Here is a 25,984-nt window from a genome sequence, read left to right on the forward strand (position 1 = left end):
CAAATCCGCCGCATAATCAGACCAATCAGATGGGCCACATCCTCTCTTAGATCAGAGCGCCATCTGTCCCAAAATCCCTGACGACGGACAGACACCGACACCTACCAATATGGTTTTTCGTTTCGTCCGGTCTTAAGCCCGGATGCCACAAACGAAGATGCGGCAGCTTATGCACAGCAACTCAAGATCTACTATTTGTCTGAGGCAGACCACCCTCCTCCGACGACCTACCTCGAAGCTTCTGAAGTTCCTTATGACTCGCTTCCCTACTACAACCACACGTTCTTTGAGGACATAAACGACTACATCCAGAACAACCCGATCCGTCCGCAAGACAAGATCATGGTTAACTTCCTTAAGGATCTGGGCATCGAAAAGGGCAAACCGTTCGAGCCTACCGAGCGCCAGACACAAGCGATGAATGAAGGCTTGGTCTTGGCCTATGCGGCCATGCAGCGCTATTTCGTCGAGCCGGGTTTGGCGACCGTCCCATTGTGGGTGGAAGAAAATGGTGATCTCAAAACCCAATGGCTTGTCTGGGACTTTGCAGAAGGTCAGGCCGAGGCCGGGTTCCCTTATGAAACCGACACTGAGGTTCTCGTGGATGATCGCGCTGGCGGCAGCTATTTCTGGATTACCTATCTGCCCAAAAACCTGGGCGGAGGAACATTCTATCTAACCGGCCTGCGCGACAGCAATGGCGAGATGTATGACCAAAACAGATCCTACAGGCTGAACGTGCCTGCGGACACGCCTGCAAAGGATTTTTGGTCTGTTATTGTCTATTCAACGGAAACCAAGAGCTTTATCCGCAATGTCGAGCGTGTCGGCCTTTCGTCGCGTGACACAGACACAATGCAGGTCAATGAAGACGGGTCATACGACATCTACTTTGGCCCTGAGGCGCCGGAGGGAATGGAAAGCAATTGGATTCCGACCCCCGAAAGCTATTTCCTGTTGTTCCGGCTTTATGGGCCAGAGGAAGGCTGGATAGAAAGCGGCTGGATTCTGCCGGACATGGAAATAATCGATTGAATGCGAATCTAGTCAGGGAGTGCTGAATATGGGACTGCGTTCCAAATTTGTATTAGCTACCGCAGTGGCCGTTACATGGGCAGGTGCAGCGTCCGCACAGGAGTTTGCGGCGGATGTTCCCGAGAATGTGCTGACCCCGGATTTAGTAGAAACCGAAACGCTAGGACGCTTGGAGTTTTTTGATGGTATGCCGTCACCCGATACCGTCGAGAAAGTTTTTTTACAATCTGGACTTGATGAGGGCAACCAGCGCGTTTCTTGACGGGATGAAAATCGCTTCGTTGCGAGCCATGTTCCAAGGCTATGAGGACGTGGGTGCAAAACCAAACGAGATCGTGATTACGGAATCCCTAATGGACGCACGATCCATCTGGCTAAACCCAAACACCACGACGATTTACATTGGGTCTAACGTCAGTATTTCGGAAGGCCCCGTTGTAATTGAGGTTCCTCCTGGGTTGCTTGGCCTTATTGATGATGCGGCTTTTGATTACGTTGCCGATATTGAGGCACTGGGTCCAGACAAGGGCAAAGGCGGTAAGTACCTATTGATGCACAAGGACGACGACACGCCAGTGCCCGAGGGGTATTTCGAACTGCGCACAAAAACACACGAGCATTGGTTGCTGCTGCGTCGATCACCCGGTGAGGACGGAGATATCGCAGGACCCGTTGCGGAAATAAAAGCCGGTCTGAACATTTACCCGTTGAGCGATGCGGGTAACCCTCGGCAGGAAATCTTCCACAGTGTTTCCGGTGTGAAATACAACACGGTACATGAGAACAACGCAGACTTCTTTGCAGAGATCCATGTCGCTCTCGAAAATAACCCAGAGGATGCATTTGCTCCTGAAATTCTCGGCACATTTGCATCGATTGGCTTGAAAAAAGGTAAGCCTTTTGCACCTGATGCGCGCATGCAGGGCATCATGAAAGAGGCTGCTGCAATTGCCAACGCGACAGCAAGGGCAATTACTTATGCGGCACGTGATCCCGGAGTGTTCTTCTATGAAGACCGGCAGTGGAATTCGCCGTTTCAGAGACAAAGCTATGAGTTTCTTGAAAACAGCGCGCGTATTCTCGATGACCGCACCTATTTCTTCTACATGGCGACAGGCATCACTCCGGCGATGACATCATCTCCTGTCGGCTCGGGTTCGGTCTATGCGATGACGGCGCGCGACGCCGACGGAGAATACCTGGATGGGTCAAAGACATATAAGGTCACCCTGCCAGCTCCGGTTCCTGCCAAAAACTTTTGGTCTTTCATGCTCTACAGTGGGCAGACCCGCTCCATCCTGGAGACAGATCAAAAATCTGGCGGCATCGATTCAAATCGCGAAGGCATAAAACAAAACGAGGATGGGAGTTTCACGATCTATGTCGGTCCTGAAGCTCCAGAAGGGTGGGAAAACAATTGGGCGCAAACCATGCCCGGCAAAAGCTTCAACGTGATGATGCGCCTCTACGGTCCGCTAGAACCATGGTTCGACAAATCGTGGCGTCCTAGTGACTTTGTTTTGGTAGAGTAGAACGCGAAACGACACATAGCTTAAGCGTTAAGAAGGTCAGCGTTGTTCGCAGTGCGGTTGTCGACGCCCAACGTCTGGAGCGGCAGATTTCGCAACCATTGCGTAACTTGCCGAGTCATGCCGAACCGCGCACATCGCTGAAACGGTTTTATGTAAAGCGATCTCTGGTTGAATGGTCAGATCTTCAGCGGATCCAACGCACCTTCACTCCAGTCCGCCAATAGCAGGCATTGATCTTGTATGCAGAGAACGTCAGTTTTGAGCCCATCTGGTGAGTTTGACTTTCTCGCTGCGCGCGTTCGCAGCACAGATTTTTCTGCACGCACTCAATACTAGGTGCCGCAGAGCGGTGGGAGAACCAGCCGTTCGTGCGTTCCGCAGCGAGGTTTTTCATCTGAAACTACAGGATGCGAACAAAGCTGCCATCCGAGGTTGTCAGTCTTGGGTCCGCTTTGAGGTTAACTTGCCTGTTCGCGGTCGAACTGCATGCGAAATTGTCTGACTTCGTCCATCTGTTCATGCGACCAGAAGACAAGCGGTTTTAGCATCTCGAGTAAGCTACGGCCCAGCGGCGTCAGTTCATAGGAAACAGCGACTGGTGGCCCGGGATGGACGGTGCGGGTCAAGTAACCGTCGCGCTGCAATCCTCGCAGGTTTTCGGTAAGCACACTTTGTGTGACATCTCCGATACAGCGTTTGAGGTCGCCAAAGCGTTTTGGCTCATCCTCCAGCGCGAGGATGATGATCATCCGCCATTTGCCCGTCACATTGGATAGCACGGAACGGATGGAGCAGTTGGAAGCTTCTGCTTTGTTGGCAACGCCTATTGGTAGCATATCAGGCTCTGGTATTGTTTCGAAACTGGGAGACACCATAGCCATGCATCGGCCTTTTCACAACTTCCTGATCTATATGGCAGTAGTGTTGAGCATACCAAGTCAGTTTAAAGTGCGTAATTGCAATGTAGTATGGTTTTGCTACCACGTATCAAGAGGATACGAATCAAAGGATAAAGCCATGTCTCCTAAAGAGCTTGTAATCGCACTCTTCACCGCAGCATTTGCCGATCACGATCCGGAAGCCGCGCGGCAATTCGTTACCCCGGATTACATCCAGCATAACCCACAAATTCCAACCGGAGCTGAGGGTTTGGTTGGCCTGATACCTTTGGTCGAGCAATCCGGAATGACAGGCACTACCCATAGGGTCATCGCCGAAGGCGATATGGTCGTATTGCACAGCACTTTTGAAAACGCCGATGCGTTTGGCGCACCTACCCTTGCCGCATTCGATGTGTTCCGGGTGGAGGACGGCAAAGTCGCCGAACATTGGGATAATTTTCAGCCTGTTCCAGAAACAACGGTGTCCGGCCGAGGTATGACCGATGGGCCAACCGAGATCATCGATCTCGACAAAACCCAAGAGAACAAGGCGTTGGTTCTTGGATTTGTGCGCGACGTCTTGGGTGGTGCCGCACCAGAGAAAGCCCCCGAGTATTCTGAGGTCTACATGCAGCACAATCCAATGCTTGCCGATGGGATTGATGGTCTGATGGAGGGCACCAAGGCCTGGGCTGAACAGGGCAACGTCATAACTAAATTTGAGCCACAGATCGTTGTGGCAGAAGGCAACTTTGTCTTTGTCGCCTCAGATGCGACAGTTAGCGAAAAACCCTGGGCTTTCTTTGACCTTTGGCGCGTCGAAGATGGAAAGATTGTTGAACATTGGGACGTTGTTTCACCCACCCCTGCTGAAATGGCGCACGGGAACGGCAAGTTCTAATAACCGGAGAGGAATGGCAGGCTAGCAATTTCTGGCCCGCCAGCCCAAAACTGACGTTCGAACAGAACGCAGCACCAAACACTTCGGGCTCATCTTCAGGTTTCGCCGCCATCTTCACGAGCACCGGCTCTTGAGGTTCCAATGACAGCATTCCTTGTGGGAAGCCGTAAGATCAAAGGTTTGGTTCGACATGTCGATTGCCGGTCCTGTACCGTCGAGACTGTTGACCCTGCTGCGACGGCATCCGGCGGCTCAGAGCCCAATCCTCTCAAATGCCGCATCACGCATTAACGTCGGCTTTTGTGACAACATTGGCGGTTTGCATGCCAATCTCGCGAGAGGCGGCAACATAGCGCCGAGTTGAGCAATGCGTTATTGTTCGGAAGCCAGCACGTGGGCTAGAATGCAACTTATACGATAGTGCATTTACGCCGACGAACCAAAAGACGGTACGCAACATGCCAGTTTTTATTGTTTTGACAGATGCAGATATTAGCGATGCTGCGTTTTGGGGAGCGTTGGATATCGGTCCCGACAGTACGATTGATGCTTCTGGACTGAGCAATTCGATCCAGGTCACGATGACCGGGAATTCCATCACATTCACAGATACCAATACAGGGATTGTCACTACATACAGCGATGTTGATCTGGCTGGTGGATCGTTCAGCCAATTCGTCGAATACACGGGTAACAACAACGACGACAATGTCAGCGGATCGGTCGGTCTGAACGCAGGCGGTTACAGCGGTGGGCGTGGAGACGATACCTTTACAGATAGCGGCACATTGGGTGGGACTATCAGTGGTGGCCTTGGCAATGATACTCTGCAGGGCGGCTCCGGCGACAACAACATCTTTGGCGATCAAGGCAATGATACTCTGCGCGGCGGTTCCGGGAATAATAACCTCAGCGGGGGAGCAGGCAGCGATACGCTTTTTGCTGAAGACGGTAGCGGGAATTTAGATGGCGGCACTGGTACAGATGTCATCTATGCAGGCCAGAACACCAGCTTTGTCGATGGAGGTAATGGAAACGACACGTTAATCCTACCGGCTGGATCAACCTTCACTCCATTTTCTCCCGGTTCGAATGGCGGTACCGCTACGTTGTCAGGCGGAGGTACTTTTACTTATGTCAACATCGAGACGGTTGAGATTGCCTGTTTCACCGAAGGGTCCTTGATTAGAACGCCCGACGGCGATCGTTTGATAGAAGACCTTAGAGTCGGTGATTTGGTCGACACACTCGACCATGGGTCACAGCCCATCCGTTGGATTAACAAGCGCACTGTGCCGGGCAGAGGTAAACATGCGCCTATCTGTTTTGCGCCCGGTGTGATCGGAAACCAGCGCGCGATCCGGGTCTCTCCACAGCATCGTGTTTTGTTATCGGGCTGGCGTTGCGAGCTTTTTCTGCATACGCCCGAAGCTTTGTGCGCGGCGAAGCATCTATGTGATGGCGACCGTATATTCGTCGCCCCGTGCGATGAGATCACTTATGTCCACTTTATGTTTGGCCAGCATGAGATCGTGTATTGCGAAAATGCGCATCTTGAGAGTTTCTATGCTGGCGAGCAGATCATGAAAGCCGACCAAGCCATTTATCAAGAGCTGATTGAGATATTCCCCGAACTCGCTGGTGACCAAAAGGTATCACTACCCGCACGCCCGTTCGTCAAGAAAGCTGAGGCAATGCTGCTGAATGGCTGACTGCTTGCATTCATGAGCAAGCAGCCAGCCAGAACATGCCCGTCGCGTGTGAAGCATGAAACGTCGCGCACTTTGCCGTTCGTCATGCGCTCAAAATGGATGGCTCCACCTTGCGCCAGAACGTGCAAAACACGCTGTTCGTGTTTTGAGATATTCAATGGATTGTCTCTTGGTCTTATGCCAGCCAAAGGGCATCCGGCATCTCGCACGGAAGTCTTTTGGTTCAGGTCGGTCCAATCAGGTGGACCTTAGCGGCGGGCCGCAATCGTAGACATAAAATCTCCATAACTCTGCATCCGTGCAGCGCGTGATGGGGAGATAGTGTGATGAGTGTCATAAGGCAAGCGGACATTGGAAAAACCAAATCGAACGGAAGCAAAGTCCGCGTCTGTCTGGTCGGAACAGGCCGCGGCGAAAGTACGGTCTCGGTTCAGGCCAATTTCAGGCCTCTGAATGGCAGCTTCGGTGGCACGCGCTGCGTCGCAACGAACGGCTCGCTGCGCATGCAGCTATCCGCGTTCGCCACGTGGCAGATCAGCAGAAACAGGCGCCTTCGGTGTCTGATCTGCAAATCAGCCTTGGTTTTCCAAAAAGGAAGTCAGGATCAATGAAATCAGTCTGGGTGCTGGATGAAGGAAGTGAAGCGAAAATGGCAAGGTTCTGTCGCGGGTGGCAGTACTATGCGCCGCCCTATAAATGAAATGTGGAACGTTACTGATATTTGACTCAATCGACTTCCAAAACCTCAACAAATCGGCAAATCGCGTCACTCCTTTCTGACCCAAACGGCAAGCATTTTTGACCCAAAACGAGCGGCAGCTTGTGGTCGAAGCCGCGGATAAACTCTCAATGTTGCGTTATGGCACTTTCGAACCAGTCTCAGTTATCCGCCTCAAGCCACGCACTTGTTGCAAGGCCCAAAGAAACTTTAGTAGAGACCAGCGACCTTTGCCCGGAGTTTGACCAGTGACGCTACGATGTCGATGGTGGGTGTTGAGACCCCTGTAAGTTGTCCCAGTTCTTGCACTGAAGTTACTAAGGCATCAATTTCCATCGGTCGGCACAACTCCAAATCCTGCCACATGGAGGTCTTGTGCGCACCGACGGCCGCTCCACCGTCGATCCGTTTTTCAACGTCTATCGGGAATTTTACACCAAGTTTCTCACCGATTTCCTGAGCCTCAAGCATCATCCCGCGAGCCACAGAGCGTGAGCCTTGGTCGGTACACAAGACATCAAGTGTTGAATGGGTGAGAGCGGAAATAGGATTGAACGACAAGTTGCCCCATAGTTTCAGCCAAATCTCGTCCCGAATTCTTGGTCTTACAGGCGCACGCAGACCGGCGGTGGACAGTGCAGCCGAAAGGTTGGCGGCACGGTCCGATTTAGAGCCATCGGGTTCGCCTAACGAAAACCTATTGCCTTCGACATGCTTGATCGATCCCGGAGCAATGACTTCTGCGGCTGGATAAACAACACATCCAAGCACCCGGTCCGGCCCGAAACCGTTCCATTGCGCGTCTCCCGGGTCTACAGATGACAATCTAGTTCCCTCGAAGGGGCCGCCCAGCTTGTGGAAATACCACCATGGTACCCCGTTCACTCCGCTCACTATTGTTGTTTCTGCCCCAATCAGCGGCTGCATCGAGCCCACAACTGCTGGAACGGAATGCGCTTTCAGTGTGATAAAGACATAGTCTTGTGGTCCGAGGTCGGCGGCATTGTCCGAGGCGCGTATTGGCACGTTGATCGGGTCCCGCCCATCCTCGTGGAGAGTCAGCCCTTTTTCTTGCATTGCAGCCAGATGTGGGCCACGCGCAATGACACTGACGTCGGCGTCAGCCTGCGCGAGCTTCGCGGCAACGTAACCTCCGATAGCTCCGGCACCAAAGATACAAACTTTCATGTGTCTAAGCCTTTGCCAGTCCCAATTTAGCGGCCATCCCGATCCTTTGTATCTTACCAGTCGCGCCTTTTGGTATCTCTTCGAGAATAACCACTGAAGTCGGCACCTTGAACTTTGCGAGCCGCGCGCCAACAAAATCCCGGACTTCCTGACCTGCAATCGCCGCTCCTTCTGAGAGCACCACCGCCGCCGCTATGTCTTCGCCCAGTTTTTCGTGGGGAACGGCAAAACAAACTGCCTGAGCAACGTCCGGATGGCTCAGAAGCACGGCGTCAACTTCAAGCGGGCTGATTTTTTCTCCGCCGCGATTGATAAGCTCCTTTAGGCGTCCGGTCAGTCGCAGATAATTCTCTTCGTCGAACGACCCCTGGTCGCCGGTGCGAAACCAGAGTTTTCCATCTGCTTCAAAGAAATTGTCTGCATTTGCCTGCGGGTTGCTCTCATACCCAGGCGTCACGTTCGGACCGCTGATAACGATTTCTCCGACATCACGCGAAGCGATCAATACATTTTCCGTTTCGTCTGCAATTCTGACTTCGGGACCCGCTGCTACTCCGACATATCCGGGCTTTTGCTTTTGTGGAGGAAGCGGGTTGCAACACATTTGATGCGTAGCCTCAGTCATACCGTAGGCTTCGATCACGGGCGCATCAAAAGTCGCAATCAACTCTTCCATTACCGGCGCGGGCAACGACGCGGAAGAAGACCGCAAGAAACGCAATCGAGATTCCTCAATAATCGATTGGTTTCGGGCGGCTCGGGCGAGAATAGCTTGGTGCATTGTCGGAACCGCTGTGTACCATGTCGGATCAACCTCAGCGACCTGCGAAAAAAAGCTGAGAGCGTTGAACCCAGGGGTGCAGCTAATTTGCGATCCAGCGCTTAATGAAGCGGCGACGGCCGCGATCAACCCATGGATATGAAACAGAGGCATAATGCTCAGACAACGATCGTCTGTCGTTAGCTTCAAAGACGAAGCAACGTTCCGCGCCGACGAATAAATATTGGCCTGCGTCAAAGGAACGACCTTGGGGCGAGACGTTGTTCCTGATGTGTGGAGTATCAGGGCAACGTCATCTTCGCCCGGCGCTGATGTATCAACCACTCCAATTGGGTCACAGGCCAAAACGGAAAACTGTCCGGCTGGACGAGAACTATCACTAGAAGCCCGCAAGACGACCACACCCAGTTCCGTCGCCGCTTGCACGGCTGGGCCATTTTCGTTTTCGCTTACAAGAAGGGCCTTTGCTTTCAGGTCTTTGAGATAGAAGACGTATTCTTCGAAAGTGTATGCAGGGTTTAAGGGCGCCGTCGTCGCCACTTGGGCGACGGATATGAATGCCGTCGCCATCTCTGGTCCGTTGGGTAACACAATTGCCACCCTGTCGCCGCGCCCTACTCCGATCTGATGCAGATCCTCTTTGACTTTCGCGCAATGCTCGCGCAAACCAAGATAGCTCAACCAAGACCGGCCAGGGGCGCCAATGGCATTTGCAGTGTCTGCGTGGTGTGCGATCAATTCAGCGACTAAATGGGGCATCTGTTATCCGTTTACAAAAGCGTCGGTTTCTTTCGCAAAGTAATGTTGTCGCAGCAGGTCCTAAGTCACGCGTACATTCAGGCTGCCCAGCTTGTCGACGGCCAAGACCATAACATCCCCTCGGTTGACGGGACCAACACCAGAAGGTGTCCCTGAAAGGATAACGTCACCGGCCGCAAGCTCGAAGTAGTCGCTCAGGTACGAGATCATCTCGGGGACTTTCCAAATCATCTGGTTCAAGTCGCCTTCTTGCCGAACTTCACCATTCACCGTCAGAGTAATCGGACCTCTGTCGAGATGCCCGACCTCTGATGCCTTGTGAATCGGTCCGCATGGCGCCGAGCGCTCAAACGCTTTCCCAATTTCCCACGGGCGACCCATTTTTTTCATCTGTCCTTGCAGGTCGCGACGGGTCATATCAAGTGAAAGGCCGTACCCAAAGACATGATCCAATGCATCGTCCACCGAGATATTCGTGCCGCCGGACTTGAGCGCAACAAGCATTTCTGCTTCGTGGTGCACGTCGGAACTGTGCGGAGGGTACGGGAATTCCCCTGAGGAATCCAAATTGTTGGGATTCTTCTGAAAGAAAAACGGGGGTTCCCGGTTCGGGTCGTGACCCATTTCAATCGCATGTGCCGCGTAGTTTCGCCCAATGCAATAGACACGACGAACCGGGAACGTGCCGCCCCCCGCTACGGGTATGACGTGCACCTGCGGCGCGGGAATGACATGGTCGGACATCGCTTTCCTCCTGAGCGTTTGACAGCTAAAGATCGGATTTTCAAACGGACAGACACCTTCCGATCAATGCCACGTCACACTCAATTGGACGTGGCCGCTTACCAAGTCATCGCCAAAATCTACGCTATTTTGCAAGAGCCACGGCTTCAATATGGCCCGACCATTTCCCAAATTGGTTGGACTTTGGCGCTACCTCAGTCGTCGGGCTGAATGCTCTTTGGCAGCACACGCGAATAAACCGATTTCAGGTGATCTACCATGGCGCTGGCCGCAAGCTCGCCATCACCCTTTGCTATGGCTGACACAATCACATCATGTTCACTAAAACTGGAATAATCTTCTGCGGGTTTCAAAGTCTCTCGTGGCTGCCCCCAAACAATTGATCTTCGAACCGAATTCAAAGTCTCGAAGAAGTATAGAAAGAGCTGGTTTCGTGTAGAGCGGGCTATGGCGTAGTGCAAATTGTTGTCCCACGCTTCGTAAGTGCGCCAATCTTCTGCCGTGCGACATTTGTCCGCGCAAAGCCTCATTTGCTCACGGTCCGAACGAGTGGAATGGAGCGCCGCCAGCCGGCTAAGCTGCGGTTCGATCGTAAATCGCACCGACACAACCTGTTCAGGTTTAATTTGATTGCCCAAATAGGTTACGTCGGTGAGGTTGAGAACCGGCCTGGAACCAACAAATGTTCCCCGCCCCACGTGACGCCAGATCAGCCCCTGGGCCTCAAGCTCTGCCAACGCTCTTCGCAACTGATTGCGGGTTGTCCCAAGTTTTGAACACAACTCACGTTCAGGTGGGAGCCTGTCGTTATGCCTGTATCCGGCATTGTTAATCAGGTCGCGTACACGGTGCGCGAGTTCGGTTGGTGCGCTCATATCTCCACCCAATTTGGTGATTGGTTGATTGATTGAAACGCCAAGTCGGAAAAAACTCAAGGCCAAGAAACAAGCAAACATCGAGTCGCCGGACAGATCCCGCGACCCGAGCTTTGCATCAGCACTAGGGAGGAGAGCCGAGTGCGATTAGCAACTGTTTCCGTAGAGGGCAACGCAGTTTGCGTGGCAATACTTGCCGATGGCAGCAGATTGGACGTTTTGCACGCAGCACAAATCCTTGGCATGGCGCTGGACGCCAGTACGATGCAGCAGTTGATTGCAGGCGGCGAAGTTACGCTTAAGATCTTAAATTCACTCGTTTCGTCAGCAGAATCAGGAGAACTGACAGACGCGTTGGTGCCCGCTGATGCACCATTTTTGGCTCCAATTCCTGCTCCGCGTAAGAACGTGTTTTGCGTTGGGCGCAACTACGCTGAACACATCGCCGAGGGTGATCGGGCGCAAAACCAGAAAGTTGGTGTAACCGAGCATCCGGTGTTCTTCACAAAACCGCCGACGTCCATTGTGGCACCAGAGGCCGAAATTTTGATTTTTCCAAAGGTTTCGCAGGCCATCGACTATGAAGTTGAACTGGCAATTGTGATCGGAAAACCGGGGCGCAACATAGCTAAGGCTGACGCATACGAGCATGTATTCGGCTATACTATCCTCAATGACATCACCGCTCGTGACATCCAACGCCGACATGGTGGGCAGTACTTCAAAGGCAAGGGTTTGGATGGGTCTTGCCCATTGGGTCCCTTAATAGTGACCGCCGACGCAGTAAGCGATCCACACGCATTATCAATTGGAATAACGATCAACGGTGAACAGCGCCAAAACGGAACGACGGCGGACATGATTTTCGACATTCCAACGCTGATCGCTTCCCTGTCGGAGGGCATGACCCTGGAACCTGGCGACGTTATCGCTACTGGCACGCCGTCGGGTGTCGGGTACGCGATGGACCCTCCACAGTTCCTGAAAGACGGGGACATCGTGGTTTGTGAAATTTCAGAAATCGGCACGCTCAGGAATACCGTGCGCGCCGTGTAAGTGGCTCCTGCATTGCTGAATATGCGGGACGCCAACCATGCAAGGGAGGAAGATTACAATGATGAACAGAAGGACTTTCACAGCGTCTTTGCTTTCGGCGGTACCGGTAGCGGGAGCATTGGGAACACAGGTTTTTGCGCAGGATTTGCGTAAAATTACTTTCGTGCAGCCAAGCCCTTCGGCAATCAATTCATTTCCGGTGTTTGTTGCCATTGGAGAAGGGTACTTCGCGGATGAAGGTTTGGATGTAACTGTCGAGGCGATTAACGGCTCGGGCGCCGTGCTTCAGGCATTATCCGCCGGGCAAGCGCATTTCGGTCGCCCAGGACCCGGCCCCTTGATTGCCGCACGGTCGCGCGACGTGGATGCCGTACACATCTACAACGTTGCCGCCCGCAGCAACTTTGGCATCGCCGTGCCGGAAGACTCTGACATTCAAAACGTCGAAGAACTGCGGGGCAAAGTCATCGGAACAGGTACCGCGGATGGCGCTGAAGTGGGCTTTGCACGAAACGTAATGACCGGGGCTGGCATGAAAGAGGGTGAAGACTTTACCTTCCTGACCGTCGGCGATGGCGGCCCAGCAACTGCGGCTTTCCTTAACGGCGAAATCGACGCTTATTCTGCTTCGACGGCTGACACGGCAATCCTGAACCAGCGCGGTATGGCGGTGCGTGACATCACGCCTGCGGAATTCGGGCGCTTCTTCGGAAACGGTATTGCAACTATGGCTGACACAATCGCCAATGACCGCGAATTGGTTGAGGCCTGGAGCCGCGCGTTCGCACGTGGACACGCTTTTGCGCTTGATGATGCCAACCGCGAAGCCGTGTTGAAGCACCTGGCGGACGGAAATCCGCAGGAAGGCGAGGACAAAGAGTTCCAGTCAGCGCTGTTCGATGCCGTGCGTTCAAAAACCATAGCAGCAGATCCAAGCAATGGTCTGGGATGGTATCCCGCCGAGGTTTGGCAAGAATGGCAAGATGCGCTGGTCGCAGGGGGCGAAATTCCAGGGCCACTTGATGACCTGAGCGCTGCGTGGACCAATGAGTTTGCTGCCATCGGCAACGAGGCCGCCAGCAAATGAACGCTGAAGTCACCCATGAGTTTTCCGGCGCGCCCCTGGGCACGCCGGTCTACGAGTTGACCCACGTAAGCAAGACCTATGCGCGCAATCTGGTTATCGCGCTCGAGGACATAAATCTGACGCTTCGGAAAGGAAGCTTCACATCTGTCATCGGGTCAAGCGGGTGCGGAAAGTCAACTCTGCTCAAGATCATGGCGGGCCTGATCCCGCCCACCAAGGGGCGTGTGATCCTTCAGGGGCAACCGGTCACTGGGACCCGCCGGGACATCGGTATGATGTTTCAGCAAGCGACGCTTTTCCCCTGGAAAACGGCCGTAGAAAACATCGTCTTGCCGATTGAAATCCGCGATGGAAAGGCGGCGGCCAAGCAAGCTATGGCCAAGGCGCAGGAACTTTTGGACATCGTGGGTTTGCAAGGGTTCGAAAACGTATATCCGAACGAATTGTCAGGCGGCATGGCACAGCGCGCTTCAATCTGCCGAATGCTGATCACAGAACCAGCCGTGCTTTTGATGGACGAACCATTCAGCGCTCTCGATGAATTGTCGCGCGATATGATGAACATGGAATTGCAGCGGATATGCCGGGAACAGGATGCGACTGCTTTTCTTGTAACGCACTCCATTCAGGAGGCCGTTATTTTGTCTGACGAAATCGTCGTTCTCAAACCGCGCCCAGGCAGGATTGCTGAAATCGTCGAGGTCGACCTGCCGCGCCCACGAACGCTCGATATGATGACTACACCAAAATTCGGCGCTATCGTAGACTACATTCGCAGCCTCCTGGATAAGGGAGAAGAAATGTGAGCGAAGTTCAGAATTACTCACCTTCCGTAAAAGACGCTGACACCGCAGAAGACACTGTATGGGAGCAGAAAGTTCACTTTATCGACTCGGTCCCCCGCTGGTTGGCGATGACCTTTGTCTTCGTGGTATTCGTCGGTACCTGGCAAATTGTGACCAGTTTTAAGCTGGTCTCTCCGATCATTTTACCGACGCCGATGGAAACCCTCAAAGATATGATCTTCGTGGGGCAAAACCTTTTGACCGGCGGCTACATGCTTGGTGCGCTGTGGATCACGATAAAGGAAGTCATCTACGGTTTTGCGCTGGCAATCGCGATCGGGTTTTCGCTGGGCGTTTTGGTTGGCGAAACGGCCTTTGGCGAGAAGGCCGTGATGCCCTATTTGGTATCTATCGATACGATGCCAAAAGTCGCGTTCGCACCGCTATTTGTGGCTTGGCTGGGGTTCGGCATTGAATCCAAGGTGGCACTTGCGGCCTTTATCGCAACCTTTCCAATCGTAGTTGGTACTGCGGCTGGGCTTCACGCCGCCGACGAAAACGCGCGCATGTTGTTCAAGACGATGGGTGCGAGCCGGATGCAGACATTGATCAAAATGAAGCTGCCGACCGGGTTGCCACAGATTTTCACCGGCCTCAAAATCGGAGCAGTCGGTGTTATGGCTGGCGCGATCACAGGAGAATTCCTGGGTGGCGGAAAGGGATTTGGTGAACTCATCCGTGTTGCAGCTTCGCAGCTCAACACTCCGCGCGTGTTCTCCTTGATCCTGTATCTAAGCCTCGTTGGTCTCGCTGTATTTGCGTCAGTGGTTTGGACACAGCGTAAGCTGGTGTTCTGGCACAAAGAGCAGGTTGGCAGAGATGACTTCTGAGCCTGTGAAAATAGACTGCCAGAGCTTGCGTGAATTTGTGGCAAGCGCGCTCGAAACGCAAGGTGTGCCAAAAGCCGATGCGGACAGGGTGGCCTCGCTGATGGTTGAGGCCGACATTTTCGGCTATGGCACTCACGGGGTTTTTCGCCTGCGCCAGTACCTTGCCCGATTAGCAGGTGGCGGGTGCAATCCCACGCCCAACGTCACTATTGAACATGAAACCGTCGCAACCGCGTTGATTGACGGCGATGACGGCCTTGGTCACCTGGCTATGGCGGCGGCACGTGATCTTGCAGTAAAAAAGGCAAAAGAGGTCGGCATCGGATGGGTTGGTGTTCGGCGCGGCAATCATGCAGGACCACTGGCACTTTATGTGCGCCCGCAAGCCGAGGCTGGGTTGCTTGGCATGGCCGCGGCGGTGGGCAGTGCAAACCACGTACCGCCCTATGGCGGAAGCGACTTGCTTCTTGGCACCAATCCCATTGCATTCTCTGCCCCTGCCGATGGCCCGGACCCGTTTGTGTTCGATATGGCGACGACCGTTGCCGCGATGGGTAAGATCAAAACCCTGTTGCAGCAAGGCGAACCTATGCCCGAAGGTTGGATGGTTGGGCGTGATGGCAATCCGTTAACGGACCCTGCCCGCAAATCAGAAGGGTTTCTTTTGCCGATCGGAGGTCCGAAGGGTTTCGGCCTTTCCGTGGCTATCGGGTTGATGGCCGGGGTGCTGAATGGCGCGGCATTCGGCTCTGACGTGGTCAATTTCACCTCGGATACAACTTCATCCACAAACACCGGCCAGTTCGTTATGGCGCTCAATCCGGCAGCCTTTGGGATGGGCAATGACTTTGCTTCTAAAGCAGCCCGCGTCTTCTCTGAAATGCGCGCATCCGCCCCCCTGCCCGGTCATGACCCGGTGCGCTTGCCCGGAGACGGCAAAACGGCTGCCGCAGAGGCCCGCCGCAAAGACGGTGTGAGGCTGAACCCCGCTCTTTGTCGAGACCTCAACAAACTTGCAGAGGACTGTGGGCTATCTCCTCTGTTTCCTAGTCTCAGCGCCGACTAGCAGCGCATCCGTGGAAAGCTGGTAGGCGCTTTTGACGAGAATTTAGCGAGGTGTCTCGTCCTCTGCCTCCAGCGCTTTCACAAGAGCAAAAAGTTTGTTCATCATGTGAAGCTTCATGGTTTTTCCAAGCCCATCTGCATCGCGGACTTTAAGCAACTCCATCATGGCTTCATGTTCATCAATTGCCTGCGCCCAGCGTTCGTCCGACAAGTTGGCCATAAAACGTGCACGGCGAACCCGCGCGGCTAAAAGCTTGTGGTGGTTTTCCAAAATGTCGTTTCGCGCGCTCTGAATAAGTGCCTGATGGATGTCCTGATTGGCTTTGAAATACGCCTGCCGATCACGCGCCTCGTACGCGCTCAGCATATCCTTGTGGCTACTTTCAATCCGTTGAAATTCTGCGGCGTCCATCTGCTGACAGGCCAGTTCACCCACAAGTTGCTCAAGCGCTGCAAGCACTGGAAACGTGTTCTCCAATTCCTCTCTCGTTACACTCGCAACGCGAGCACCACGATTGGCCTGAAGCACCACGAAACCTTCTGATGCAAGAACCTTTAAGGCTTCTCTCAGTGGTGTCCGTGAAACACCCAAGGAGTCACAAAGCTGCTTCTCGGGCACTTTTTCACCCGGCTTCAACACATCCTCTACAACAAGATTGCGCAAACGTTCGACCAGCTCTTCATGTAACGTCGTGCGCTTGATGCTGTCCGTCAGATTCATTACCACTTCCTATTCATCAAGTGCCATTTCCAACAGGCGCGCGACATGCACGGGCTGCCGCCGAGTGCCCTCAGTAATTTGGTGCCGGCACGATGTTCCATCCGCCACAATAATTGCATCTGCAGGCGCCTTTTCTAAAGCCGGAAACAGGTCGAGCTTTGCCATCTTGATCGAGACATCGATAGTGTCGGGCGCGTATCCAAATGCCCCGGCCATACCACAACAACTGCTTTCAATCATGTGAACCTGCGCCTCGGGAATACGCTTCAGAAGATCAAGCATCGGTGTGACGGCATCGTGCGCTTTCTGGTGGCAATGTCCATGTACGTATATTGGGTGCTTCAACGGTTTCAGGGGCAAGTTCGATTGGCCGGCCAAAAACTCCTCGAAGGTACACGTGGCTTGCGACAACAGTTCTGCATCCCGTCCCGGGCAAAGAGCCAAATATTCGTCACGAAAAGTGAGGATTGAGGACGGTTCAAGTCCGACCACCGGCACCCCTTGAGCGACTGCCTCTCGCGTCGCGTCGATCACGCGCTGCGCCTCATGACGCGCCTCTTCCACGCAACCCACAGCCAAAAGAGTGCGCCCGCAATCCAGCGGCCTTCCAGTTTGGTCATCCCGTGCTACGGCGACCCGCAGTCCTAGCGCACGCAGGACCCGGACCGCGGCGCGTAGATTGTCAGGCTCGAAATATCGGTTGAACACATCGACAAACAGAAGAACCTGCGGATCAGCGTCCTGTGCCTCGGCATCCCGGAACGGGTCTGAAGACCACACTGGCAAGTCACGTCGCGCCGAAATTCCAGTCGGTTTTTCCAGTAGTTTACGCAAAGGAACAATTTTATTACGGGTATTCAAAAGCCACGCAACTTTTGCCGCTTTAGGTGCATATCTGGGCAGATAAGCTATTAATTTATCTGCCAATATCAGCCCGCCTTTTTTGCGCTTCGCTGAAAGCACTTCGATCTTCATGCGGGCTATATCAACGCCAGTCGGGCATTCACGCGCGCAAGCCTTGCAAGACACGCAGTATTTCATCGTGTCCTGCATTGCGTCCGAGGTTAAACCGCCCGGCAACTGCCCGCTGATGGCAAAACGCAACGTGTTTGCCCGCCCACGTGTGGCATCACGTTCGTTTCGGGTCGCACGGAAGGAGGGACACATAACCCCGCCCTTGAGCTTGCGGCACGCACCGTTATTGTTGCACATCTCGACGGCGCCCTGGAATCCTCCTCCGGCACCCGGCCAAGCCGACCAGTCCAACGCCGCCTCAAATTCCGGAACTGAATAGTTCGGGCCGTAGCGGAATAGGCGGCGATCATCCATGGCAGGAGCGTGCACGATTTTGCCGGGGTTCATTAACCCATCGGGATCGAACCGGTCTTTAACCTCTTCAAACGCAGAAACGATGCGCGGGCCAAACATCTTGCCATGAAACTCTGATCGCACGATTCCATCGCCGTGTTCGCCTGAATGAGACCCCTTGTATCTCTTGACCAGATCAAAGGTTTCTTCGGCAATCGCTCTCATTGTCCGGACGTCCTTATCCTGCCGCATATTCAGCACAGGACGAACATGTAAACACCCGACTGAGGCATGCGCGTACCATGTCCCCTTTGTGCCGTGTCGGGCGAAAATTTTAGTCAGGCCAGCGGTGTAATCGGCGAGATCAGGCAACGGGACGGCGCAGTCTTCAACGAACGAGATCGGTTTACCCGCCTCTTTCATCGACATCATCACGTTCAACCCAGATTTTCTGTATTCCGCGATCGAGTTTTGCAGTTTGGTATCAGTAACTGATACAACTCCGCCCCAACGGTTTTCAATCCCGCTGAAATCAAACCCGAGATCTCCCATCAGTTGGGAAAGCTCAACCAGTTTTGCAGCATTGTCCTCAGCGCTACCCTCGGCGAATTCCACCAGCAGCAGGGCTTCGGGGTCGCCTTCAACAAACGCCTCAATCGTACTGCGGAACAGCGGGATTTCACGCCCCAATGCGATCATGGTGTCGTCGATCAACTCTACCGCCTGTGGTCTGAGCGTCACGAGGTGCTGCGTAGCCTCCATCGCAGCACGAAACGTCGGGAAATGACACACGCCGGTAACTTTTTCACCCGGCAATTGAGCCAGTTTCAGCTCCAGTTCTGTGAAATATGCCAGCGTACCTTCTGACCCCACCAGCAAATGGGACATGTTGACGTCGTTACCGACAAGCGCATCGATATTATATCCGCCCACACGACGCTGAACTTTAGGAAACCGGGCATCAATTTCCGAAGCCTCGCGACGCCCCAGAGCACGCATGTCTCCAACAAGATCCGCATATTCGCCAGGTGGCGCCATATCGGCGCTGAACCGTGCTTCCATGCCGTCGCTGAGGATTGCACTTATTGCACGGACATTGTCGCGCATGATCCCGTAGCGCAGGGATTTTCCGCCTGAAGAGTTGTTGGCGGCCATTCCTCCAAGCGTGCAGCGCGACGCGGTTGAGGGATCAACAGGAAACCACAGACCATGCGGTTTCAATGCTTGGTTCAGTTGATCCAGAACGACACCCGGCTGAACACGCGCGACACGGTTTTCAACGTCCACGTCCAGAATGCGATTCAAGTGCTTGGTGTTATCCAGGACAACGCTTTGATTGACCGTTTGCCCACATTGCGATGTGCCGCCGCCGCGCGGAAGAATGGAGCATCCTTCGTCACGCGCAACAGACAACACGACCCGCACGTCCTCTAAGTTTCGGGGAATGACCACGGCGTCCGGTATCATCTGATAGATCGAAGCGTCGGTCGAGTATCGTGCGCGCGATGCCGGGTCAGCCATCACCTCTCCCTGGACATCTGATAACAGTCGGCGGTGCAACGATCCATGTTCAAGCATCGGGTTCGCCTTCTCTTCCCAACTAGCCAATAAGAAGCCTCACTTCACCGTTGACTGAATAATGAATTCATAATTAAGTTTTGCCAATAGGTAATCATGCCACTTTCATGACACCAACAGAAGGATCAGTTCAGATGCGCCAGGCGGGCAGACATTTTTTGCAAATCCCAGGGCCAAGTGCCGTGCCGGAACGCGTCCTGAAGGCCATAAGCATGCAGACCATCGACCACCGTGGGCCAGATTTTGCAGAAGTAGGCCACAAGGCCCTCGCTGGGATGAAAACGATTTTCAAGACAAAACAGAACGTCTTTATTTACCCTTCATCCGGGACAGGCGCATGGGAAGCTGCGCTTGTGAACACAGTGTCGCCCGGCGAAAAAGTTCTTATGTACGAAACAGGACATTTCGCGTTCATGTGGAACAAATTGGCCAAAAAAATAGGATTGCAGCCCGAGCTGATTGAAGGGGATTGGCGTGGTGGTGCGGACCCCAATCAGATTGAAGACCACCTGCGAATGGACAATCAGCAAGAGATCAAGGCGGTCTGCGTTGTCCACAACGAAACGTCGACAGGGTCAGTCTCACCTATCGAGGACGTGCGCAGCGCTATGGACGCAGCAAAACACCCTGCCCTTCTTATGGTTGACTCAATCTCTGGCCTTGCATCGATCGATTTCAGGTTTGATGACTGGGGCGTAGATGTCTGCGTCTCAGGTTCGCAAAAGGGACTAATGCTACCACCCGGTCTGAGCTTCAATGCTGTAAGCGATCGTGCGTTGGAACATTCAAAATCCGTTACAACGCCACGCAGCTATTGGGATTGGCAGGATATGGTCGGGCCAAACCAGAAAGGGTTTTTCCCTTATACGCCCGGCACCAATCTTCTTTACGGATTAATTGAGGCCATCGAAATGTTGCATGAAGAAGGACTGGACAACGTATTCGCTCGGCATACCCGCCACGGAGCCGCGACACGGGCTGCCGTGCAAGCATGGGGTCTCGAGGTACTGTGCACTCGTCAAGGTCAGGAATCGGGCGTCCTGACCGCTGTTAAAGTCCCGGAAGGGCACTCTGCGGATGCCTTCCGCGCGACGGCGCTGGAACACAATAACATCTCACTTGGAAATGGCCTGTCGAAAGTGGCCGACAAAGTTTTCCGCATAGGTCACTTGGGGGATTTCAACGACCTGATGTTGATGGGCACACTGTCAGGCGTAGAAATGGGACTCGCCAAAAGCGGCGTGCCACACAATACAGGCGGTACCCAGGCTGCATTGGAGTATCTCAAGGCCGCGTAGCGCTGGACAAAGTCTCCAAAAACGCCACAAGGTCCGCGATCTCCTGTTCCGTCAATTTCAGTTCGGAAAGAACCGCCTCGCCATCGGTGTGAAGCCTTTCCGTGTCGATTTCGCTGTAGTGCCGGACCACGGCATCAAGATCATCCAGGCTGCCGTCATGCATGTAGGGGGCGGTTTCCGCCACGCCTCGCAGGCTGGGCGTACGAAAGACTCCAAAATCAGAATGGCTTCGTCGCACATTTCGGACCGCCCACGCGCCTTGCTTAACCGGATCGTCAGTCCAGTCTCCGTCCAATGTATAAGGGCTGGAGAGCAAAAAATTCAGTCCTCCGAACCGCCCTTCATCGACCTTTGTCTTGCTCAGAAAATACGGTACGCCAGCGTCGTGGAATTCGTTGTTGGAAAATCTCGGGCCGTTATGGCAGAACGCGCAATTCCCGCGCCCCAAGAAGAGCTGAAGGCCTCGCTGGGCAGCTTCGGGGTAGTTTGCAGCCTCTGCCAGATCGCTGCGCTCCAACGCGTCGCGAAAATCGTCAAATTGTGTCCGCTCGGTTACCAGCGTTTCCAGATAAGCTGATAGGGCTTTGGCAGTGTTTACCAACACCAGATCGGGGTTTTGGCCTTCAATTTCGCCAAAAATATCCTCAAAACCATTGACATAGGGACTTTCGGAAATGGCCCTCTTCAGGCTTTCCTTACTGTGCGCCATCTCTTGTTCTTCGATGATCGGATGCAAGCTGGCTGCCCAAAGATTATCGCTCTTTCCGCCCCACCCGTACCACCGCAGACCAGCCTGGTTCCGCAGCGATGGCGTATTCCGATCCAAAAGCACGCGACCGAACGCACGCGGATCGAGCGTGGTAAATGCCTGCTCGGGGTCGTGACAACTTGCACAGGCTAATGCACCGTCAATCGACAACACCGGATCATCGAAAAGCGCAGCGCCCAGCGCAATCGCTCGGGGATCGTTTGAAACCCTATTGCTTGGATCCGGCTGGATTAGTGGCGGCCACGGCCCGAAGGACAACGTTTGCTGGATCTCGTCTTCTGATAGTAAGACCTCAGCACGCACTACACTCGTCAGGGCCACGAACGCGACTGTCACCCACAGCTTCATTTCAACGCTAAGTCAGAAGTGTAGGATAACGTTTGCCCGTTATACTCGACGTCCACTTGCAGTTCCCACATTCCCGGCATGTGAAACAGCATATCATCGATACGGAACACGTCGTCGCCTATTGCAGTGACAACTGGAAGGTAGTTCATCCCGTGTTGGTGAGCAGGCATGACTGCATCGACACGCATTTCACTTACGGCAGTTTCACCGCACACCGTGAGGAGTATCGAAAACGGCTGGGCCAACGGGATTTCGTCGACAGCCACATGCACCGTAGGTGCGTTCTGAGTTTCTGTACTCATCCGTTGCCCCGTCGCCTCACAAGCGATGGCCGCGCCGGAAGATGCCAGAAACCAGACGAGCCAGCGGATCATTTTGATGCCAGCAAACGTTCTGCGTTGGCATAGGCAATGTTGTCTGCGATCTGATCTGGAAGCAATTCCAGCCATTCGCGTGAAAAATCTGCATGCGGGCCGACGTAATACCAGCGCTCCGGTGCAAACGTATCGGTACCGACCATAAACCGATCAGGATGTGCTTCGAACGCAGCTTGCCAATCCGGATCGACACGGCCCCGCGAGACCATATCGGAACGGAACGCCAGATCGGCCCAAAGCCGGGGATACGCGTTTAAAGCGTCGACCACCTTCCCCGGATCGTCAAAACCTGAGTGGGCCCATAACACCCGAGCCTCCGGCCAGGTTTCGAAAATCAGGTCTACCGCCTCGCGATCACCATGGTGGTGCAGAATTAGGTTCCGCTCTTTGGCCAGCGCGATCATGTGCTGGATGACTGGCGTCTTAATGTCATTTCCATAGGCGTGAAATTCGCCGATGGCTTCATAGTCATTCTTAGCCAGATTTGCTTCCAGATAGTCGATAACTGTTTCGTCGTGCATCCAGGTGTTGATCTCACCACGACGCCGATAAGGGCGAAGTGCCGGAACAACGATGTCCGGCGCTGCAGCCAAAAGCAGTTGCGTTCCGTTATCGTCCGAGCTGGAAACCAGGGCTTTCCGCACGCCTGCATCCCGCAGGATTTTGGCCACCTGTTCGGGCGGAACCAGTTTGACGGCATCATGGCTGTAGTGAATATGCGCATCGAAGATCGGCCGCTCTTCCGCGATGGCCTCACCGCAGAACAGCCATGCACCTAAAATGAAGGTATATCTTAGCATTTCAAACATCCTCCATAGCGTTCAGTCCCGAGCAAGCGTGACGTCGAAATTCACGTGCAGGTAAGGTTCAGTGATCTTACCTGAAAGTGCCATGTCATTGGGAAATTCTGAAGCGGGTCGTTCGACATACGTCATCACCAGATCGTCCCGAACGCCGAAGACCGTATCCTGATCCAGATAGGGATCGTCGTCCGGAAAAATCTCGGTCACGAGTGAGCGATAGCCGGGGGCTTTGACGATAAAGTGTAGGTGTGAGGGCCTCCACGGATGGCGACCGCAAGCGCGCAGAATATCGCCGACTGGCCCATCAGACGGCACAGTGTATTCAACAGGCTTAACTGTGGTGAACGCATATCTGCCGTCATCGCCAACTGTTATCAGCCCGTGGAAAGAAAAGGTGTCCTGTTCTTCATCCTGACTGGCGTAAAGGCCATTGGGGGCCGTTTGCCATATGTCGAGTTCTGCGCCGGCAATGGGATTGCCCTCTGTGTCCCGAATGACGCCTTCAGCAAGCAGAACCGGCCCGCTGTAATGTCGTTTCATATCCCCACCCATGGGCAGCGGAGGTGCGCCGGATACGTGAAACGGGCCCAACACCGACGAACTTGTTGCGCCTGGACTTGAATGCAGCATGTCCACCAAAGAAGACAGGCCCAGGACGTCCGACGCCAGCACAAACTCGTGGCGATCCTCGGTTTCCACAGCGGCACAACCCTCGAGAAACGCAATCCCAGCGCGCCATTCGTCATGCGTCAGGTTGGTTTCGCGCGCGAAGTCATGAAGATGCTTGACCAGGGACCCCATAATTTCACGCATCCGCGGATCGGTGTCTTTGGACAGGTATCCCATGAAGACGTCGGTGATATTGTCTTTGGTGACAGAGCGCATCTTGGCCTCCTTAAATCAGGGCAAGGCTGAGGATCGGGAACTCGATCAGAATGAACAGAACGATCAGCATCACGACAGCAAAGGGAAGTGCGCCCATGAACACATCCTTGAGCGATATGCGGTCGTCGTTGATCGTAGATTTGATGACAAAACACGATATGCCCAGAGGCGGGGTCAGAAGTCCGATTTCGGCTCCGACCACGGTGATAATCCCGAACCAGATCAGCGACATATCAAGGGCCTCGGCCATGGGCAGGAACAACGGGACGACGATCAGGATGATCGATGCTGTGTCGAGCAATGTTCCCAAGAAAAGCATCAGCAGAACATAGAGCAGCATAATCGACCAGAAAGACGCGGAATTCCCTGCAAGCAAATCCTGCAACTGGTTGGGCAGACCAGCGAGTCCCAGCATGCGGCTGTAGATTGACGCTGCAGTGATCAGGAACAGGATCGCCGCTGTGATATGGCCGGTCTCCAGCAACGCATCCCAGAAGGCTCTGGGCGTCATGGATTTGCGCGCAACGGCGATAACCAGCGCGACCAGTGCCCCGGCTGCCCCTGCCTCGACAGCGGTTAACCACCCCGTGTAAATGCCGCCGAGCACCACGGTGATGATGAACAATGTCGGCAGGGTTTTGGATGCGATCTCGCGCTTGGACATCCATTCGGTGTCTTCGACGACCCGGCCCCCAACGAATGATGGTGTGAAACGTCCCATGACCCAAATCGCGCCAACATAGGCGATTGCCAGCATGATGCCCGGTATAACTCCCGCAAGGAACATGTCCCCAACGGATTGTTCGGCGACAAACGAGTATATGATCAACATTGCCGAAGGCGGGATGATCATGCCCAGCACCGAAGACCCGGCCACCACGCCAACAGCAAAACGCGGATTGTAGGCCTGCGCCATCATCTGCGGGACCGAAACTTTGGTGAACACAGATGCCGACGCAATTGACGACCCTGTAACTGCGGCAAAGACGGCGTTGGCTCCGACGGTTGCCATTCCGATACCGCCTTTGACCTTGCGAAATCGCATGGTCATGACTTCGTAGATGTCCCTGCCCAACCCGGCCTTTGAAACGATGAGCCCCATGAAGGTAAACAACGGGATGGTTGCAAAGCTGTATTCCATCGCGCTGTCGCCGACCGCCACTTTCAACAGGTTCAGAGCCAGCGTGAAATTGTCCCGCATCAGCCAAATCGACACGAACGAGACCACGCCCAGTGCGACAGGAATGTAAACGCCTGCGTAAATCAGAAAGACGATGGCGATGACCGAGATCAGGCCAATCTCAATCGGCGTCATTCTGCGGCCTCGTCATGTTCAGGGGTGCGAATTAGATGCGGGCGGTCCTGCGCCGTGACAACCTTGAGCAGGAAGATCACGCAGGCAAGCGCAGTACCGCACGCGATGACCAGTTTGACCGGCCACCATGGCAGTGTGAAAAGACCCGGAACTCCGAAGTAGTCCTGCGTCTCCCACATGTGCAGGAATTCCGGAAAGGTTACATAGGCGATCAAGGCCATAAAGATCGCCGAGATGGCGTTTATGATGCGCCTGAGGTTCGCTGTCAGACCGGGGCGGCGGTGGTGCATCAGGTTCAGGAACCCGTCCGAACGTGTCAGCCGGTCCACCCTAACCACGTCGGCCAATTGCAGAAAAACAATCATCACGACCGAAAACTGCACCATTTCATACGTGCCTCGAAGCGGAGCCGAAAACAGCCCGCGCGCAACGACGTCGACATTCAGAATGACCACCAACGCAAGGACGACAAGCGTGCCCAAGGCGTTGGCAGTTATTGCAAGCGAATTGGCGACCCGCGACAGGACGGCAACTGCAGTCTTCAGCATGTCTGGCCCCTTTCTCGGGTCGCCG

The 25,984-nt window shown here is 54.1% G+C and carries 24 protein-coding genes and 1 pseudogene; 11 read left to right on the forward strand and 14 right to left on the reverse strand.

Annotation, left to right across the window (positions count from 1 at the left end; all coding sequences use genetic code 11):
* Positions 1-195 precede the first annotated feature (195 nt).
* The 3 genes from ACR0IM_RS20080 to ACR0IM_RS20090 all read left to right on the forward strand — a co-directional run bounded on the left by ACR0IM_RS20080 (position 196) and on the right by ACR0IM_RS20090 (position 2,567).
* Positions 196-1,035, forward strand: coding sequence for a DUF1214 domain-containing protein (locus ACR0IM_RS20080; protein ID WP_480683008.1), 840 nt, complete (start codon positions 196-198; stop codon positions 1,033-1,035).
* A gap of 28 nt (positions 1,036-1,063) precedes the next feature.
* On the forward strand, positions 1,064-1,297 hold the full coding sequence (locus ACR0IM_RS20085) for a hypothetical protein (RefSeq protein WP_480683009.1): 234 nt from the start codon (positions 1,064-1,066) through the stop codon (positions 1,295-1,297).
* A gap of 91 nt (positions 1,298-1,388) precedes the next feature.
* Positions 1,389-2,567 carry a DUF1254 domain-containing protein gene (locus tag ACR0IM_RS20090; protein ID WP_480683010.1) on the forward strand — a complete coding sequence of 393 codons (1,179 nt, stop codon included), beginning with the start codon at positions 1,389-1,391 and terminating at the stop codon, positions 2,565-2,567.
* A 458-nt stretch (positions 2,568-3,025) separates the two neighbouring features.
* On the opposite strand, the gene ACR0IM_RS20095 is transcribed toward ACR0IM_RS20090, so the two are convergent.
* Complete coding sequence (locus ACR0IM_RS20095) at positions 3,026-3,316, reverse strand: winged helix-turn-helix transcriptional regulator (protein WP_480642702.1); 291 nt, start codon at positions 3,314-3,316, stop codon at positions 3,026-3,028.
* Between ACR0IM_RS20095 and ACR0IM_RS20100 the strand changes: the two genes are divergently transcribed.
* Together ACR0IM_RS20100 and ACR0IM_RS20105 are read left to right on the forward strand one after the other, a co-directional pair.
* Positions 3,306-4,349 (forward strand): nuclear transport factor 2 family protein, encoded by a 1,044-nt coding sequence (locus ACR0IM_RS20100; protein WP_480683011.1) that lies wholly within the window; start codon positions 3,306-3,308, stop codon positions 4,347-4,349. The genes ACR0IM_RS20095 and ACR0IM_RS20100 overlap by 11 nt on opposite strands.
* A gap of 458 nt (positions 4,350-4,807) precedes the next feature.
* Complete coding sequence (locus ACR0IM_RS20105; protein WP_480642704.1) at positions 4,808-6,061, forward strand: Hint domain-containing protein; 1,254 nt, start codon at positions 4,808-4,810, stop codon at positions 6,059-6,061.
* A gap of 14 nt (positions 6,062-6,075) precedes the next feature.
* On the opposite strand, the pseudogene ACR0IM_RS20110 reads toward ACR0IM_RS20105, so the two are convergent.
* From ACR0IM_RS20110 to ACR0IM_RS20130, 5 genes and pseudogenes are all read right to left on the reverse strand, one after another.
* Positions 6,076-6,219 (reverse strand): annotated as a pseudogene (locus ACR0IM_RS20110) (YjhX family toxin); the annotation flags it as partial.
* A gap of 770 nt (positions 6,220-6,989) precedes the next feature.
* Positions 6,990-7,967: a 2-dehydropantoate 2-reductase gene (locus tag ACR0IM_RS20115; RefSeq protein WP_480683012.1), complete on the reverse strand. Its 978-nt coding sequence runs from the start codon at positions 7,965-7,967 to the stop codon at positions 6,990-6,992.
* A gap of 4 nt (positions 7,968-7,971) precedes the next feature.
* The gene (locus ACR0IM_RS20120; protein WP_480683013.1) at positions 7,972-9,507 is read right to left on the reverse strand and encodes an acyl--CoA ligase; all 1,536 of its coding nucleotides are present in this window, start codon (positions 9,505-9,507) and stop codon (positions 7,972-7,974) included.
* Positions 9,508-9,567: 60 nt separating this feature from the next.
* Positions 9,568-10,251: a fumarylacetoacetate hydrolase family protein gene (locus ACR0IM_RS20125; RefSeq protein ID WP_480596291.1), complete on the reverse strand. Its 684-nt coding sequence runs from the start codon at positions 10,249-10,251 to the stop codon at positions 9,568-9,570.
* 194 nt (positions 10,252-10,445) lie between these two features.
* Entirely contained in the window at positions 10,446-11,126 is a 681-nt protein-coding gene (locus ACR0IM_RS20130) for a FadR/GntR family transcriptional regulator (RefSeq protein WP_480683014.1), read from the reverse strand.
* Between the two features lie 141 nt (positions 11,127-11,267).
* Here ACR0IM_RS20130 and ACR0IM_RS20135 point away from each other — a divergent pair, with 141 nt between their 5' ends.
* The 5 genes from ACR0IM_RS20135 (at position 11,268) to ACR0IM_RS20155 (ending at position 16,010) form a co-directional block, all read left to right on the forward strand.
* Complete coding sequence (locus ACR0IM_RS20135; protein WP_480683015.1) at positions 11,268-12,182, forward strand: fumarylacetoacetate hydrolase family protein; 915 nt, start codon at positions 11,268-11,270, stop codon at positions 12,180-12,182.
* Between the two features lie 58 nt (positions 12,183-12,240).
* Positions 12,241-13,269 (forward strand): ABC transporter substrate-binding protein, encoded by a 1,029-nt coding sequence (locus tag ACR0IM_RS20140; RefSeq protein ID WP_480642708.1) that lies wholly within the window; start codon positions 12,241-12,243, stop codon positions 13,267-13,269.
* Positions 13,266-14,075 carry an ABC transporter ATP-binding protein gene (locus ACR0IM_RS20145; protein ID WP_480683016.1) on the forward strand — a complete coding sequence of 270 codons (810 nt, stop codon included), beginning with the start codon at positions 13,266-13,268 and terminating at the stop codon, positions 14,073-14,075. Before ACR0IM_RS20140 ends, ACR0IM_RS20145 begins: the two co-directional genes overlap by 4 nt.
* Positions 14,076-14,182: 107 nt before the next feature.
* The gene (locus ACR0IM_RS20150) at positions 14,183-14,944 is read left to right on the forward strand and encodes an ABC transporter permease (RefSeq protein ID WP_480683060.1); all 762 of its coding nucleotides are present in this window, start codon (positions 14,183-14,185) and stop codon (positions 14,942-14,944) included.
* Positions 14,934-16,010: an Ldh family oxidoreductase gene (locus ACR0IM_RS20155; protein WP_480683017.1), complete on the forward strand. Its 1,077-nt coding sequence runs from the start codon at positions 14,934-14,936 to the stop codon at positions 16,008-16,010. Before ACR0IM_RS20150 ends, ACR0IM_RS20155 begins: the two co-directional genes overlap by 11 nt.
* Positions 16,011-16,052: 42 nt before the next feature.
* Here ACR0IM_RS20155 and ACR0IM_RS20160 read toward each other — a convergent pair whose 3' ends face one another.
* Together ACR0IM_RS20160 and ACR0IM_RS20165 are read right to left on the reverse strand one after the other, a co-directional pair.
* Entirely contained in the window at positions 16,053-16,730 is a 678-nt protein-coding gene (locus ACR0IM_RS20160) for a GntR family transcriptional regulator (RefSeq protein ID WP_480683018.1), read from the reverse strand.
* Between the two features lie 9 nt (positions 16,731-16,739).
* Entirely contained in the window at positions 16,740-19,559 is a 2,820-nt protein-coding gene (locus ACR0IM_RS20165; protein WP_480683019.1) for an FAD-binding and (Fe-S)-binding domain-containing protein, read from the reverse strand.
* Between the two features lie 191 nt (positions 19,560-19,750).
* Here ACR0IM_RS20165 and ACR0IM_RS20170 point away from each other — a divergent pair, with 191 nt between their 5' ends.
* The gene (locus ACR0IM_RS20170; RefSeq protein WP_480683061.1) at positions 19,751-20,914 is read left to right on the forward strand and encodes a pyridoxal-phosphate-dependent aminotransferase family protein; all 1,164 of its coding nucleotides are present in this window, start codon (positions 19,751-19,753) and stop codon (positions 20,912-20,914) included.
* On the opposite strand, the gene ACR0IM_RS20175 is transcribed toward ACR0IM_RS20170, so the two are convergent.
* The 6 genes from ACR0IM_RS20175 to ACR0IM_RS20200 are packed head-to-tail and all read right to left on the reverse strand — an operon-like array spanning position 20,901 to position 25,959.
* A complete protein-coding gene (locus ACR0IM_RS20175; RefSeq protein ID WP_480683020.1) occupies positions 20,901-22,019 on the reverse strand; it encodes a cytochrome-c peroxidase in 1,119 nt (372 codons plus the stop codon). The two genes, ACR0IM_RS20170 and ACR0IM_RS20175, sit on opposite strands and share 14 nt — an antisense overlap.
* 8 nt (positions 22,020-22,027) lie before the next feature.
* A complete protein-coding gene (locus ACR0IM_RS20180; RefSeq protein ID WP_480683021.1) occupies positions 22,028-22,405 on the reverse strand; it encodes a hypothetical protein in 378 nt (125 codons plus the stop codon).
* Positions 22,402-23,208, reverse strand: coding sequence for an amidohydrolase family protein (locus ACR0IM_RS20185; protein WP_480596259.1), 807 nt, complete (start codon positions 23,206-23,208; stop codon positions 22,402-22,404). Before ACR0IM_RS20185 ends, ACR0IM_RS20180 begins: the two co-directional genes overlap by 4 nt.
* Positions 23,209-23,229: 21 nt before the next feature.
* Entirely contained in the window at positions 23,230-24,096 is an 867-nt protein-coding gene (locus tag ACR0IM_RS20190; RefSeq protein WP_480642717.1) for a dioxygenase family protein, read from the reverse strand.
* A 10-nt stretch (positions 24,097-24,106) separates the two neighbouring features.
* Positions 24,107-25,411 (reverse strand): TRAP transporter large permease, encoded by a 1,305-nt coding sequence (locus ACR0IM_RS20195; protein WP_480642718.1) that lies wholly within the window; start codon positions 25,409-25,411, stop codon positions 24,107-24,109.
* Positions 25,408-25,959 (reverse strand): TRAP transporter small permease subunit, encoded by a 552-nt coding sequence (locus ACR0IM_RS20200; RefSeq protein WP_480683022.1) that lies wholly within the window; start codon positions 25,957-25,959, stop codon positions 25,408-25,410. Before ACR0IM_RS20200 ends, ACR0IM_RS20195 begins: the two co-directional genes overlap by 4 nt.
* Positions 25,960-25,984 lie beyond the last annotated feature (25 nt).

The organism is Ruegeria sp. BF6, from assembly GCF_056538665.1.